This is a genomic window from Acerihabitans arboris, assembly GCF_010131535.1.
Classification (GTDB): Bacteria; Pseudomonadota; Gammaproteobacteria; order Enterobacterales; family Enterobacteriaceae; genus Acerihabitans; species Acerihabitans arboris.
Genome location: NZ_WUBS01000008.1, coordinates 78,637 through 93,158, shown reverse-complemented (window position 1 = coordinate 93,158; position 14,522 = coordinate 78,637). Strand labels below are relative to the sequence as shown.

Annotated in this window: 11 protein-coding genes; 6 read left to right on the top strand and 5 right to left on the bottom strand. The window is 59.0% G+C overall.

Annotated features, from left to right (window positions below):
• Positions 1-148: 148 nt before the first annotated feature.
• Both gltB and GRH90_RS12465 read left to right on the top strand, forming a co-directional pair.
• Positions 149-4,609 carry a glutamate synthase large subunit gene (gene gltB, locus GRH90_RS12470; RefSeq protein ID WP_162366279.1) on the top strand — a complete coding sequence of 1,487 codons (4,461 nt, stop codon included), beginning with the start codon at positions 149-151 and terminating at the stop codon, positions 4,607-4,609.
• 10 nt (positions 4,610-4,619) lie between these two features.
• Entirely contained in the window at positions 4,620-6,038 is a 1,419-nt protein-coding gene (locus tag GRH90_RS12465) for a glutamate synthase small subunit (RefSeq protein ID WP_162366278.1), read from the top strand.
• Positions 6,039-6,170: 132 nt separating this feature from the next.
• Here the strand turns inward: GRH90_RS12465 and sspB are convergent, their stop codons facing one another.
• The 5 genes from sspB to zapE form a co-directional block, all read right to left on the bottom strand.
• The gene (sspB, locus tag GRH90_RS12460) at positions 6,171-6,668 is read right to left on the bottom strand and encodes a ClpXP protease specificity-enhancing factor (RefSeq protein ID WP_162366277.1); all 498 of its coding nucleotides are present in this window, start codon (positions 6,666-6,668) and stop codon (positions 6,171-6,173) included.
• Between the two features lie 4 nt (positions 6,669-6,672).
• Positions 6,673-7,314, bottom strand: coding sequence for a stringent starvation protein SspA (gene sspA, locus GRH90_RS12455; protein WP_162366276.1), 642 nt, complete (start codon positions 7,312-7,314; stop codon positions 6,673-6,675).
• Positions 7,315-7,657: 343 nt separating this feature from the next.
• On the bottom strand, positions 7,658-8,050 hold the full coding sequence (rpsI, locus tag GRH90_RS12450) for a 30S ribosomal protein S9 (RefSeq protein ID WP_162366275.1): 393 nt from the start codon (positions 8,048-8,050) through the stop codon (positions 7,658-7,660).
• 15 nt (positions 8,051-8,065) lie between these two features.
• Positions 8,066-8,494, bottom strand: a complete 429-nt coding sequence (rplM, locus tag GRH90_RS12445; RefSeq protein ID WP_162366274.1) for a 50S ribosomal protein L13 — start codon at positions 8,492-8,494, stop codon at positions 8,066-8,068.
• Between the two features lie 258 nt (positions 8,495-8,752).
• Positions 8,753-9,883 (bottom strand): cell division protein ZapE, encoded by a 1,131-nt coding sequence (gene zapE, locus GRH90_RS12440; protein WP_162366273.1) that lies wholly within the window; start codon positions 9,881-9,883, stop codon positions 8,753-8,755.
• Positions 9,884-10,097: 214 nt separating this feature from the next.
• On the opposite strand from zapE, the gene zapG reads away from it, so the two are divergent.
• The 4 genes from zapG to GRH90_RS12420 all read left to right on the top strand — a co-directional run bounded on the left by zapG (position 10,098) and on the right by GRH90_RS12420 (position 14,504).
• Positions 10,098-10,502 (top strand): Z-ring associated protein ZapG, encoded by a 405-nt coding sequence (gene zapG, locus GRH90_RS12435; protein WP_162366272.1) that lies wholly within the window; start codon positions 10,098-10,100, stop codon positions 10,500-10,502.
• Positions 10,503-10,668: 166 nt separating this feature from the next.
• Positions 10,669-12,054 carry a serine endoprotease DegQ gene (degQ, locus tag GRH90_RS12430; protein ID WP_162366271.1) on the top strand — a complete coding sequence of 462 codons (1,386 nt, stop codon included), beginning with the start codon at positions 10,669-10,671 and terminating at the stop codon, positions 12,052-12,054.
• An 86-nt stretch (positions 12,055-12,140) separates the two neighbouring features.
• Positions 12,141-13,208, top strand: a complete 1,068-nt coding sequence (gene degS, locus GRH90_RS12425) for an outer membrane-stress sensor serine endopeptidase DegS (protein WP_162366270.1) — start codon at positions 12,141-12,143, stop codon at positions 13,206-13,208.
• 231 nt (positions 13,209-13,439) lie between these two features.
• Positions 13,440-14,504 carry a hypothetical protein gene (locus GRH90_RS12420; protein WP_162366269.1) on the top strand — a complete coding sequence of 355 codons (1,065 nt, stop codon included), beginning with the start codon at positions 13,440-13,442 and terminating at the stop codon, positions 14,502-14,504.
• Positions 14,505-14,522: the final 18 nt, after the last annotated feature.

The window sequence follows — 14,522 nt, the reverse complement described above, 5'->3', positions numbered from 1 at the left end:
AAGTCGTTTATCATGAGTCAAGACCGCCACGATGAGGTTAACTGGAGAGAGTGGAACAGCAGGATGTTTAATCCGCTACCGCTCAACACGGATACGCCTCCTCGCAGTAGGTTGTGAGAGTCACCTGGAGCCTGGGGAGGTCCACGATATGTTGTACGATGAATCCCAAGAGAAGGACAACTGCGGCTTCGGCCTGATTGCCCATATAGAAGGCGAGCCCAGCCACAAGGTGGTCCGAACCGCTATTCATGCGCTGGCCCGTATGCAGCATCGTGGCGCTATCCTGGCCGACGGCAAGACCGGCGACGGCTGCGGCCTGCTGTTGCAAAAACCGGATCGCTTCTACCAGATGGTGGCGCAGGAGCGCGGCTGGCGTTTAGCGAAAAACTACGCGGTCGGCATGATTTTTCTCAGCCAGGATGAGGAAGAAGCCCGCGCCAGCCGCCGTATTGTCGAAGAGGAACTGCAAAATGAAACGCTGTCGATCGTCGGCTGGCGTGAGGTTCCCATCAATGCTGACGTCCTGGGTGAAATCGCGCTGTCCTCGCTGCCGCGCATCGAGCAAATATTTGTCAACGCCCCGGCGGGCTGGCGTCCACGTGATATGGAACGCCGCCTCTATGTAGCCCGCCGCCGTATCGAAAAACGCGTGGCCGACGACAGCTTTTACGTATGCAGCCTATCGAACCTGGTGACCATTTACAAAGGCCTGTGCATGCCGGCGGATCTGCCGCGCTTCTACCTGGATCTGGCGGATCTGCGGCTGGAGTCGGCCATCTGCCTGTTCCACCAGCGCTTCTCCACCAATACCGTGCCGCGCTGGCCGCTGGCGCAGCCGTTCCGCTACCTGGCGCACAACGGCGAAATCAATACCATTACCGGCAACCGGCAGTGGGCGCGCGCGCGCGCCTATAAACTGAAGACGCCGCTAATCCCGGATTTACAGGACGCCGCGCCGTTCGTTAACGAAACCGGGTCCGACTCCAGTTCCCTGGACAATATGCTCGAGCTGTTCCTGAGCGGCGGCATGGACCTGATTCGCGCCATGCGGCTGCTGGTGCCGCCGGCCTGGCAAAACAACCCGAATATGGACCCGGAGCTGCGCGCCTTCTTCGACTTCAACTCCATGCATATGGAGCCGTGGGACGGACCGGCGGGGCTGGTGATGTCCGACGGTCGTTTTGCCGCCTGTAACCTGGATCGCAACGGCCTGCGCCCGGCGCGTTACGTCATTACCACCGACAAGCTGATCACCTGTGCGTCCGAAGTGGGCATTTGGGATTACCAGCCTGACGAAGTGGTGGAAAAAGGCCGCGTCGGCCCGGGCGAGCTGATGGTGATCGATACCCGCAGCGGACGCATCCTGCACTCGGCGGAAACCGATAACGACCTGAAAAGCCGCCACCCCTACAAAGAGTGGATGGAAAAGAACGTGCGCCGCCTGACGCCGTTCGAAGAGCTGTCCGACGACCAGGTCGGCCACCGCGAGCTGGACAATACCCTGCTGGAAACCTACCAGAAGCAGTTCGGCTACTCCAACGAGGAGCTGGATTCCATCCTGCGCGTGCTGGGCGAGAACGGTCAGGAAGCCACCGGCTCCATGGGCGACGATACCCCCTTTGCCGTGCTGTCGAGCCGGCCGCGGGTGATCTACGACTACTTCCGCCAACAGTTTGCCCAGGTGACCAACCCGCCTATCGACTCGCTGCGCGAAGCGCACGTCATGTCGCTGGCCACCTGCATCGGCCGGGAAATGAACGTGTTCTGCGAGGCCGAAGGACAGGCGTTCCGCCTGGCGTTTAAATCGCCCATCCTGCTCTATTCCGACTTTACCCAGTTGACCACCCAGGAAGAGCACCATTACCGCGCCGACAAGCTGGATATTACCTACGATCCCGGCGAGCGCGATATGCACCAGACGATGCTGAAACTGTGCGACGACGCGGAAGAGAAGGTGCGCCAGGGCACGGTGCTGCTGGTGCTGACCGACCGGGCCATCTCCCCCACCCGGCTGCCGGTGCCCGCGCCGATGGCGGTGGGCGCGATCCATACCCGGCTGGTGGAAAAAAACCTGCGCTGCGACGCCAACCTGATCGTGGAAACCGCCAGCGCCCGCGACCCGCATCATTTCGCGGTGCTGATTGGTTTTGGCGCCACGGCCATCTATCCGTACCTGGCCTATGAAACCCTGGCGGCCATGATCGACAGCGGCACCATCGAAAAAGATTACCGCACCGTGATGCTGAACTATCGCAACGGCATCAACAAAGGCCTGTACAAGATCATGTCCAAGATGGGCATCTCCACCGTGGCGTCGTACCGCTGCTCCAAGCTGTTCGAAGCGGTGGGCCTGCACCGCGAGCTGACCGATCTCTGTTTCCAGGGCGTGGTCAGCCGCATCGGCGGCGCCAGCTTCAGCGATTTTGAACAGGATTTGCTGAACCTGTCAAAACGCGCCTGGCTGAAGCGTAAACCGCTAGATCAGGGCGGACTGCTGAAATATGTCCACGGCGGCGAATACCACGCCTACAACCCGGACGTGGTCAAGACCCTGCAGCGGGCGGTGCAAAGCGGCGAGTATGGCGATTATCAACAGTACGCCAAACTGGTTAACGAACGGCCCATCGCCATGCTGCGCGATCTGCTGGCCATCAAGCCCAACGGCAATGCCGTGGCCCTGGATCAGGTGGAGCCGGCGGAAAACCTGTTCAAACGCTTTGATACCGCCGCCATGTCCATCGGCGCCCTGAGCCCGGAAGCCCACGAATCGCTGGCGCAGGCCATGAACGGACTGGGCGGCTTCTCCAACTCCGGCGAAGGCGGGGAAGATCCGGTGCGTTACGGTACCAATAAAGTCTCGCGCATCAAGCAGGTCGCCTCGGGACGCTTCGGCGTCACCCCGGCCTACCTGGTCAACGCCGACGTTATCCAGATTAAAGTGGCGCAGGGCGCCAAGCCCGGCGAGGGCGGCCAGCTGCCGGGCGATAAGGTGACCCCGTATATCGCCAAGCTGCGGTACTCGGTGCCCGGCGTAACGCTGATTTCCCCGCCGCCGCATCACGATATCTATTCCATCGAGGATTTGGCGCAGCTGATTTTCGATTTAAAACAGGTGAACCCGAAAGCGCTGATTTCGGTAAAACTGGTCTCCGAACCCGGCGTCGGCACCATCGCCACCGGCGTGGCCAAGGCCTATGCGGATTTAATCACCATCGCCGGCTACGACGGCGGCACCGGCGCCAGCCCGCTGTCATCGGTGAAATACGCCGGCTGTCCGTGGGAACTGGGCCTGGTGGAAACCCAGCAGGCGCTGGTGGCCAACGGCCTGCGCCATAAGATTCGCCTGCAGGTGGATGGCGGCCTGAAAACCGGCCAGGACATCATCAAGGCGGCGATCCTCGGCGCGGAAAGCTTTGGTTTCGGCACCGGCCCGATGGTGGCGCTGGGCTGCAAATACCTGCGTATCTGCCATCTGAACAACTGCGCCACCGGCGTGGCCACCCAGGATGAAAAGTTGCGCCGCGATCATTACCACGGCCTGCCGGAGCTGGTGACCAACTACTTCCGCTTTATCGCCCGGGAAACCCGCGAAATCATGGCGGAGCTGGGGGTCACACGGCTGGTGGACCTGATCGGCCGCACCGATCTGCTGCTGGAGCTGGACGGCATCTCCGCCCGGCAACATAAGCTGGACCTGTCGCCGCTGCTGAAAACCGCCACCCCGCATCCGGGCAAGGCGCTGTATTGCACCGAAGGCAGTAATCCGCCGTTTGACAAGGGCCTGATGAACAAGACCCTGCTCGAGCAGGCCATGCCCCACGTGGAGGTGCGCCAGAGCAAGACGTTTTATTACGACATCCACAATACCGACAGGTCGGTGGGCGCGACGCTGTCCGGCGCCATCGCCGCCCAGCTCGGCGACCAGGGCCTGGCCGCCGACCCGATCAAAGCCTTTTTCACCGGCACCGCGGGCCAGAGCTTCGGCGTATGGAATGCGGGCGGCGTGGAGCTGACCCTGACCGGCGACGCCAACGACTACGTCGGCAAAGGCATGGCCGGGGGCAGCATCGTGATCCGTCCGCCGGTGGGTTCGGCGTTTCGCAGCCACGAGGCGACGATTATCGGCAATACCTGCTTGTACGGCGCCACCGGGGGCAAACTGTTTGCCGCCGGACGCGCCGGTGAGCGTTTTGCCGTGCGTAACTCCGGCGCCATCACCGTGGTGGAAGGCATCGGTGACAACGGTTGTGAATATATGACCGGCGGCATCGTCTGCGTCCTGGGCCGCACCGGCGTCAATTTCGGCGCGGGCATGACCGGCGGCTTCGCGTATGTGCTGGACGAAGAGGGTGATTTCCGCAAGCGGGTGAATAACGAACTGGTGGAGGTGCTGGACGTCGAGCAACTGGCTATTCATGAAGAACACCTGCGCGGCCTGATTACCGAACATGTACAGTTGACCGGATCCCATCGCGGGGAAGAAATCCTGGCCGACTGGCCGGCCTGGGCGTCGAAGTTTACCCTGGTTAAACCCAAATCGAGTGATGTGAAAGCGTTGCTGGGCCACCGCAGCCGTTCTGCGGCAGAGCTTCGCGTACAAGCGCAGTAAGAGGTTAATGATGAGTCAAAATGTTTATCAATTTATCGACTTGCAGCGCGTTGATCCGCCGAAAAAACCGCTCAAGATCCGAAAAATTGAGTTTGTGGAAATCTACGAGCCGTTCTCGGAATCGCAGTCCAAGGCCCAGGCGGATCGCTGCATTTCCTGCGGCAACCCTTACTGTGAGTGGAAATGTCCGGTACATAACTATATTCCGAACTGGCTGAAGCTGGCCAATGAAGGGCGGATTATCGAAGCGGCCGAACTGTCGCACCAGACCAATAGCCTGCCTGAGGTCTGCGGACGCGTGTGTCCGCAGGATCGCCTGTGCGAAGGTTCCTGTACGCTGAATGATGAATTCGGCGCGGTCACCATCGGCAATATCGAACGTTATATTAACGATAAAGCCATTGAAATGGGCTGGAAGCCCAATGTGTTGGGCATTGTGTCTACCGGCAAGCGGGTGGCGGTGATCGGCGCCGGCCCCGCCGGACTTGCCTGCGCCGACGTGCTGACGCGCAACGGCGTGCAGGCGGTGGTGTTCGACCGTCATCCGGAGATCGGCGGCCTGCTGACCTTCGGCATCCCGTCGTTCAAGCTGGAAAAAGACGTGATGGTAAAACGCCGCGAGATCTTCAGCGAAATGGGCATTGAGTTTCGCCTGAATACCGAAGTCGGCAAAGATATCATGATGAGCGACCTCCTGGGCGAGTTCGACGCGGTGTTCCTGGGCGTCGGCACCTATCAGTCGATGCGCGGCGGGCTGGAAAACGAGGACGCGCCGGGCGTGGTTGACGCGTTGCCGTTCCTGATTGCCAATACCAAGCAGTTGATGGGCTTTGAAAACCCCGACTCGGCGCCTTATATCAGCATGGAAGGCAAGCGCGTGGTGGTGCTGGGCGGCGGCGATACGGCGATGGACTGCGTGCGCACCTCGATACGCCAGGGCGCGTCACACGTTATCTGCGCCTACCGCCGCGATGAGGCAAATATGCCCGGCTCTAAACGCGAGGTGAAGAACTCGCGCGAGGAAGGGGTGGAATTTATGTTTAACCTGCAGCCGGTCAGTATCGAAGTCGATGCCGCCGGTAAAGTATGCGGCGTCAGGATGGTGCGTACCGCCATGGGCGAACCGGACGCGCATGGACGCCGGCGCGCCGAAATCATCGCCGGGTCGGAACACGTGCTGGCGGTGGATACGGTGGTGATGGCATTTGGTTTCCGGCCGCACAGCATGGGCTGGCTGGCGGATTTTAGCGTCGAACTGGACAGCCAGGGGCGGATTATCGCGCCGGAAGATACCGAAACCGCCTTCCAGACCAGCAATCCGAAGATTTTCGCCGGCGGCGACGCGGTACGGGGTTCCGATCTGGTGGTGACCGCCATTGCCGAAGGCCGCAAGGCCGCCGATGGCATCATGAACTATCTGGAAGTCTAAGCCCCGCCGGGCCTGCCTGATACAGACATGCTAATCGTTCCCTCCCGCGAGGGATGGGAACGCAGACAGCAGAATTAATAATTTGCGAATGAAGCTATTCCGCCCTCGATGGGCGGGAATGGGGTTTATTGCTTATTTCACCACCCGCAGCGACGGGCGTCCGCCGCGCGGCGGGGTTGGCGGCTCGTCGTCGGGATGGCTGTCGTCATCGGTATCGGGACGATCGCCGTCAACGATCGACATCACCGTTTCCGGCGCGCTATCCAGGGTCGAGGCGTCTTCCGCCACGCCATTCTGCTCGTAGCCGACTTCCGGCTCGAACATGGTGCCGGCGCCGTTCTCACGGGCGTAGATGGCCAGCACGGCGGCGATGGGCACATTGACCTGGCGCGGTATACCGCCGAAGCGCGCGTTAAAGCTCACTTCAGCGTTGGTGAGTTCGAGGCTTGCCACCGCCCGGGGGGCGATATTGAGGACGATTTGTCCATCGCGGGCAAATTCCATCGGCACCGAGACGCCGTCCACCGTGACATCCACCACCAGGTGGGGCGTCAGGTGGTTGTCCAGCAGCCACTCGTAGAAAGCTCTGAGCAGGTAGGGACGACGTGGGGAAAGTTGAGACACTTCCATACCCTTAGCCCCGGGTTTGCAGGCGCATTTCGCGCTCAGCTTCGGTTAAGGAGGCCAGGAAGGCGTCACGCTCAAATACGCGCGTCATATAGCCCTTCAGTTCCTTGGCGCCGGCGCCGGCCAGCTCAATACCCATCTGCGGCAAACGCCACAGCAGCGGGGCCAGGTAGCAGTCCACCAGGCTGAACTCTTCGCTCATGAAGTACGGCGCTTCGTTAAATACCGGCGCTACCGCCAGCAGCTCTTCACGCAGCTGGCGCCGGGCGCCCTCCGCTTCCTGGCTGCCGCCGTGTTCGACCTTGCGCATCAGGGAGTACCAATCGTTTTCAATACGGTGCATCATCAAACGGCTGGTGCCGCGCGCGACCGGATAGACCGGCATCAGCGGCGGATGGGGAAAACGCTCGTCGAGGTATTCCATGATGATGCGCGATTCGTACAGGGTCAGCTCGCGATCGACCAGGGTCGGTACGGTGCGGTAAGGGTTGAGGTCAATCAAATCCTGCGGTAGATTATCAAGTTCTACCTGCTCAATCTCGACGCTGACACCTTTTTCCGCCAGCACAATGCGTACTTGATGGCTAAAAATGTCGGTCGGGCCGGAAAACAGCGTCATCACCGAACGTTTGTTGGCAGCGACAGCCATGAAAACCTCCAAGTTTATCTAGAAAATACCGCGAATAGCCAACTAGCCCGGCTACTATCCTGAAATGTTTGACCGTTAACCTATTGCCTTTTGCCCATCGCACCAGCAGCAAAACCGCCTTGCTGCACCCTCTTGCGACATCATGACAAAACGCCAGTTAAGTCAACAGGCATAAAAGTGTTTAACAGTTTACCAGATTTTTGCGTGTTTAGGGGGATGGCATGTGGCAAATCACGTTTAATAAATCGACGCAATCAGATATTTGGCGTTAAATCAACGCTGCCGAAATAAAAAAGCCCGGACCGTGCCGGGCTTTGTCAGCTGTAGAAATAACAGCCGGGAATTAACGTTTGGAGAACTGCGGACGGCGACGTGCTTTACGCAGGCCGACTTTCTTACGTTCTACCTTACGGGCATCGCGGGTGACGAAACCGGCTTTACGCAGTTCTGCGCGCAGCGATTCATCATATTCCATCAGCGCACGGGTGATACCGTGACGGATTGCGCCTGCCTGACCGGAAATGCCACCGCCGGTAACGGTGATGTACAGATCCAGCTTTTCAACCATGTCGACCAGTTCCAGCGGCTGACGAACTACCATGCGGGCAGTTTCGCGACCGAAATACTGATCCAGACTACGCTGGTTGATGACGATATTACCGCTACCCGGCTTCATGAAGACGCGTGCGGAGGAGCTTTTGCGGCGACCAGTGCCGTAGTATTGATTTTCAGCCATTGCCTATAATCCCGATTAAATGTCCAGAACTTGCGGTTGCTGAGCCGCGTGGTTGTGCTCGGTACCCTTGTAAACTTTCAGTTTACGATACATTGCACGACCCAGCGGGCCTTTTGGCAGCATGCCTTTAACCGCGATTTCAATCACACGCTCAGGGTGGCGGGCAATCATCTCTTCAAAGGTCGTTTCTTTAATACCGCCGATGAAACCGGTATGATGATAATAAATCTTGTCGGTACGCTTTTTGCCGGTTACGGCAACTTTTTCGGCGTTCAACACGATGATGTAATCACCGGTATCAACATGCGGCGTAAATTCCGCTTTATGCTTCCCGCGCAGGCGACTAGCCAGTTCGGTAGCAAGACGACCCAGGGTTTTACCGCTGGCGTCGACAACATACCAGTCGCGTTTTACGGTTTCTGGTTTTGCTGTAAATGTTTTCATTAAAAGCTTACCCAATTAAAGTTACACGTTGGTGAACACCCAAACGCTTCAATGAATAGTTATGAGGCTCACACGGCTATCTAGTCCAGCAAACCTACCCCTTCGAATAGCCGTTGCTGGCGCGATCGAAGTTTTCGGGAAAAAAACTTCTTGTAACGTGGGGTCGCAAGATTATAGAGAAGTCAACGCCAAAGGTCGACAGTTATTTACGCCGCCGGCCGAATCAGCCGGCCTGGAAGGCCATGGGATCCCCGCCGCTCACGGCAGGTGCGGCAGAGCCAGGTATTCTTCGCTTTGCATCTCCTGCAGCCTGGACAGGCAGCGCTGGAATTCAAAGCGCAGCAGCTCGCCCCGGTACAGCGCCTCCAGCGGCGCGTCGGCGGCGATCACCAGCTTGACCTGCCGCTCGTAGAACTCGTCCACCAGGGCCACGAACCGCCGGGCGGTATTTTCATCCCGGGGTCCCATGGCGCGCACATCGTGCAGCAGCACGCTGTGATAGAGACGGGACAGGGCAATATAATCATTTTGGCTGCGGGCGCCCGCGCACAGGGTGGTAAAATCCAGCGCCACCACGCCGTCCCGGGCGCCTAGGGTCGGCAGCGGCCGATGGTTTATCGTCAGCACCGGCGCGCCGTCCGGCCGCGCCCCGGCCAGGCGGGTAAACATGCGCGCCATCCCGGCGGCGGTCTGTTGATTCAACGGCGTCAGGTAGATGCGGGCCTGCGTCAGGGTACGCAGCCGGTAATCGATGCCCGCGTCCACGTTCATCACCTCGCAATGGCGTTTGATAAGCTCGATGGCCGGCAGGAAACGCGCGCGCTGCAGGCCGTTGCGATACAGATCGTCCGGCGGGATGTTGGACGTGGCGACCAGGGTGACGCCCCGGGCGAACAGCGCCTGCATCAGCGTGCCCAGCAGCATGGCGTCGGTAATGTCCGAGACAAAAAACTCATCGAAGCACAGCACGTCGGCCCGCGCCTTGAAATCATCGGCAATCAGTTCCAGCGGGTCCTGGTGCCCCTGCAGGCGGTTCATCTCCTCATGCACCCGTAACATAAAGCGATGAAAATGCAGGCGCAGCTTACGCTCTCCCGGCAGGCTTTGAAAAAAAAGATCCATTAACCAGGTTTTACCGCGCCCCACTCCGCCCCACATATATAATCCCTGTATGGGTTCGGCGTCCCCGGCGTTTTTTTTGCCCCGCAGCCGCTGGCCCAGGCGTCCCAGCAGGCCGCCGCCGACGGCAGGCCCGTCGGCGCGGCGCGCCAGCATTTGCTGATGGAGACGTTCGAGCGTATCGACGGCCCGGGCCTGGACGGCGTCGGCCCGGTACTCTCCTCCGGCCAGCATCTGCTGGTAGAGGGACAATGGCGATGTGACATGCATGGTGGCAAACGATCCCTGATAACAACTAGAATTGTAACACTTTTGTTGCAGCCAGCTTAAACAGGCGCGCCGGGGATTACAATAGCAACAAATATTGCCGCTTTGTCCGCCGCGACGCTATCTGGATTCCACACCGGCCGGGTAAACGGTTATAGTGGGAGTATAGAATGTGAAAAACCCTACGGGACAACGAAGTCAAAATATAGGAGTCATTATGACCTGGGAATATGCGCTGATTGGATTAGTGGTCGGTATTATCGTCGGTGCGGTCGCAATGCGGTTTGGCAACCGCAAACTACGCCAGCAGCAAACGCTGCAGCATGAACTGGAAAAGAGCAAGGCGGAGCTTGAGGAGTATCGCGAGGAGCTGACCGGCCATTTCGCCCGCAGCGCCGAACTGCTCGATAACATGGCCGATGATTATCGCCAGCTTTACCAGCATATGGCCAAAGGCTCCAACAGCCTGTTGCCGAACCGTCCCGGCGAGGAAAATCCGTTCCGTTACCGCCTGACCGAAGCGGAAGCGGATAACGATCAGATCCCGGCGGGAATGCAGCCGCGGGATTATCCCGAGAGCGCCACCGGCCTGCTGCGCGGTACGCGGGAACCCCGTAAATAACTTTACAATAAAGCGGGATATCGTCAGGTCCCGCTGACATAACCTTACCGCGCCGCGACTGAACTTTAGCCGTCCCGCCAGGGTCATAGAATAATTCAAAGTGGCGTTTTAACATCGTTAATGATTAATGGCGTCGTTCACTGACAGCAAGCGAGTAACAAGTTTAATGAAAACAACCCCTTTATTCAGCGCATTGGCACTTTGCATCGGACTCGGTCTCACCTCTTCTACCCTAACTGCCCAAGCGGCTCTGCCGGCCGCGGTACCTGGACAAACCATGCCCAGCCTGGCCCCGATGCTGGAAAAAGTCCTTCCGGCGGTGGTCAGCGTGCATGTGGAGGGCACCCAGCAGATACAGCGTCCCACCCTGCCGAAGGAATTCAAATATTTCTTCGGCCCGGGCGCCACCCCCGGCGAACAGCAGCAGCCGGGCGACTCCCGCCCGTTTGAAGGGCTGGGCTCCGGCGTTATCATCAACGCCGCCAAAGGTTATGTCATTACCAACAACCATGTGGTAAACGGCGCGGATAAAATCAAAGTCCAGCTAAATGACGGCCGCGAATTCGACGCCAAGCTGGTCGGGCGCGACGAGCAGACCGACCTGGCATTGCTGCAATTGCCCGATCCGAAAGGCCTGAGCGAAATAAAAATGGCCGACTCCGATGGCCTGCGGGTCGGTGATTTTGCCGTGGCGGTGGGTAATCCGTTCGGCCTGGGGCAAACCGCCACCTCCGGCATTATCTCGGCGCTGGGTCGCAGCGGTCTGAACCTGGAAGGACTGGAAAACTTTATCCAGACCGACGCCTCGATTAACCGCGGCAACTCCGGCGGCGCGCTGATTAACCTTAACGGCGAGCTTATCGGCATCAATACCGCCATCCTGGCGCCGGGCGGCGGCAATATCGGCATTGGTTTCGCCATCCCCAGCAACATGGTGCAAAACCTTAGCCAGCAGTTGATAGAATTCGGCTCGGTGAAACGCGGCCTGCTCGGCATCAAGGGCAGCGAAATGACCGCCGATATGGCCAAGGCCTTCAAGATCGATACCCAGCGCGGCGCGTTTGTCAGCGAAGTCCTGCCGGGTGGCGCCGCCGCCAAGGCGGGGGTCAAGGCCGGCGACATTATCGTGGCCATCGAAGGCAAGCCCATCACCAGCTTTGCCGAGCTGCGGGTGAAAATCGGCACCACCGCGCCGGGCAAGGCCGTCAAGCTGGGCCTGCTGCGCGAAGGCAAACCGGTGGAGGTGACGGTAACGCTTGACGATAGCGCCGCCACCACCACCAACGCGGAAATCCTGACGCCGTCCCTGCAGGGCGCATCGCTTAGCAACGGGCAGTTGAAGGACGGCACCAAAGGGGTGGCGGTGGATGACGTGGCGAAAGATACCCCGGCGGCGCAGATTGGCCTGCATAAAGGCGACGTGATCATCGGCATCAACCGCGAACGGGTGGAAAACATCATCCAGTTGCGTAAAGTGCTGGCGGCCAAACCCGCGGTGATGGCAATGAATATCATGCGTGGCGACGAGAGCATTTTCCTCTTATTGCGTTGATATTACAAAAAATCGGACACCGGGAATGCGGTGTCCGATAAACTCATGTTATCCTGCCGCTATTTCCATCCTCTTGTTCGGATATCATGCTGGTTAAGCTTCTACGTGCGGTTATTTTTGGACTTATCATCGCGGGCATCATGCTGCTGGCGTTGCCTGGGCTGCGTTCCACCACCGGCACGCTGATAACCGGCCATGCCGACAGCGAGGACGAGACCCCTGCCAGCTATAACCAGGCCGTGCGCCGCGCCGCGCCGGCGGTAGTCAACGTCTACAACCGCAGCATGAACAGCAGTTCGCATAATGAACTGGAAATCCATACCCTGGGCTCCGGCGTCATCATGAACCAGAAAGGCTACCTGATCACCAATAAGCATGTGATCAACGACGCCGAACAGATTATCGTGGCTTTGCAGGATGGGCGCGGTTATGAGGCACAACTGGTCGGCTCCGACAGCCTTACCGACCTGGCGGTGCTGAAAATCAACGCCACCAACCTGCCGGTCATCACCATCAATCCCCGCCGCGCGCCGCATATCGGCGATGTGGTCATGGCCATCGGCAATCCCTACAACCTGGGCCAAACCGTTACCCAGGGCATTATCAGCGCCACCGGCCGTATCGGCCTGAGCCCTTCCGGCCGCCAGAATTTCCTGCAGACCGACGCCTCCATCAACCGCGGCAACTCCGGCGGGGCGCTTATCAACAGCCTGGGCGAACTGGTGGGCATCAATACCCTGTCGTTCGATAAAAGCAATAACGGCGAAACGCCCGAGGGCATCGGTTTCGCCATCCCCACCGCCCTGGCCACCAAGGTGATGAATAAGCTGATTCGTGACGGGCGGGTTATCCGCGGTTATATCGGTATCGGCGGCCGCGAGGTGGATCCGCTGCACACCACCGGCGCCAATATGGACCGTATCCAGGGCATTATCGTCAATGAAGTAACCCCCGGCGGCCCGGCGGCGCATGCCGGCATCAAAATCAACGATGTCATCCTCAACGTCAACAATAAACCGGCGGTATCGGCCATTGAAACCATGGATCAGGTGGCGGAAATCAGGCCCGGCTCGGTGATCCCGGTCGTCATCTTACGCAACGGCGCCAAGCTTAAGCTTGATGTGACCATCCAGGAGTATCCGGCTTCCGACTGATGCCGCGCGCCCACGATGCGCCACGGGTGGAACGGCCTATGCCCTGATGACTCAATAACGCACAAACAAAAGCGCAATAGTCATTCCCTGCGTCCCCATCTCATTATAATGCGGGTCAGCTAAGCCGGCCCGCCTCACGCCCCGCACGGTTTAGCGGAGGTTATCCGCGCCCGGGAATGGCTGTTCCGGGCCGGGAAGCCCCTTTATCAACCGGCCGAGGATTATCCAACAATGTTGTCCATACCGCTCAATTCAGCATCCCGTTCCACACCGCCGCCTCCCCCCGTCTTGTCAGAAACCCAGCGCGAAAACGTTATCGAACCAACATTTACCGGCGTGCACAACCCACAGGGCATTGCGCTGGCCAGCAGTATTGGCGCAAGCCAGAAACAGCCGGTGAAATCGGCCCGGCGTGCGCGCACGGACGATCGGGATAAACTGAGGAAAATAGCCATGCAACAATCGCGGCAATACCGGCTGTGGGCCGCCCATGACCGGATATCCATGAATTTACGCACATTGCGATCGCTGCACGAATTCAATGCCGTACTCGGGGCGATTGACAGGTATTGTTCCACCCTAAGCCACAAGTCCGCTTGCGGCTTAATGGATAACTATTGCTGCATCTTAAGGGACCGGCTGTTAGTCAAAACCAGCGGCAGTATCTTTCGCATCGATGAGCCGCATCGACCTGAGGCGCTGTCGCGCTATTCAGCCAGTATTGACCTGTCCGACGCGCAAAACCCCAAGGTGTTATTCCAGGCATTGAGCGCAGGCCATGATGCCTATATGAGTATTCTTGAAGGAATGGCCACGGATGGTTTCAACTGCCGGGATATCGCGGAAATGCATGGTATTTATGAGCCGGGGCCGATAGCGCGCATTGAAATGGCGTGCGTCACGAGTCATGCGGGAAAAGAGGCGCGGAAGGGTCAAAATTGCCAACACTTGAAGAAGAAATATGACTTAACCAACCGCCACGCGCTTCTCCTCCTGGAAACGATCTCGTTACTGGGACCTGCCTGGCATGACATTCAACGCGGCGTGGATTCGCAGGAAATTGCCAGGAAATATGGCTATGCAACCAAAAGCGTGATGCGGGAAATGACGCAGGCTGCCAGGCAATATGACAGTAAAACCCTCGCGGGTGGCGATAAAGCAGTTCAGGTTACCGACGCGGTATCAGGCAATGGCGCGGCCACGCACCGACCCGGTAAACGATACGCAGCCACCCCGGCGTCGGCCGTTCCCAGCCGGCGATTGAAACCTCGGCAACCGCACGTATCGGCCGAGTGAAGCCGATGCGGCGGCCGG

Excerpts from the sequence above, each read along its gene's own strand:
- gltB (WP_162366279.1), top strand. The coding sequence starts at position 149 with ATGTTGTACGATGAATCCCAAGAGAAGGACAACTGCGGCTTCGGCCTG.
- GRH90_RS12465 (WP_162366278.1), top strand. The coding sequence starts at position 4,620 with ATGAGTCAAAATGTTTATCAATTTATCGACTTGCAGCGCGTTGATCCG.
- sspB (WP_162366277.1), bottom strand. The coding sequence starts at position 6,668 with ATGGAAGTGTCTCAACTTTCCCCACGTCGTCCCTACCTGCTCAGAGCT.
- sspA (WP_162366276.1), bottom strand. The coding sequence starts at position 7,314 with ATGGCTGTCGCTGCCAACAAACGTTCGGTGATGACGCTGTTTTCCGGC.
- rpsI (WP_162366275.1), bottom strand. The coding sequence starts at position 8,050 with ATGGCTGAAAATCAATACTACGGCACTGGTCGCCGCAAAAGCTCCTCC.
- rplM (WP_162366274.1), bottom strand. The coding sequence starts at position 8,494 with ATGAAAACATTTACAGCAAAACCAGAAACCGTAAAACGCGACTGGTAT.
- zapE (WP_162366273.1), bottom strand. The coding sequence starts at position 9,883 with ATGCATGTCACATCGCCATTGTCCCTCTACCAGCAGATGCTGGCCGGA.
- zapG (WP_162366272.1), top strand. The coding sequence starts at position 10,098 with ATGACCTGGGAATATGCGCTGATTGGATTAGTGGTCGGTATTATCGTC.
- degQ (WP_162366271.1), top strand. The coding sequence starts at position 10,669 with ATGAAAACAACCCCTTTATTCAGCGCATTGGCACTTTGCATCGGACTC.
- degS (WP_162366270.1), top strand. The coding sequence starts at position 12,141 with ATGCTGGTTAAGCTTCTACGTGCGGTTATTTTTGGACTTATCATCGCG.
- GRH90_RS12420 (WP_162366269.1), top strand. The coding sequence starts at position 13,440 with ATGTTGTCCATACCGCTCAATTCAGCATCCCGTTCCACACCGCCGCCT.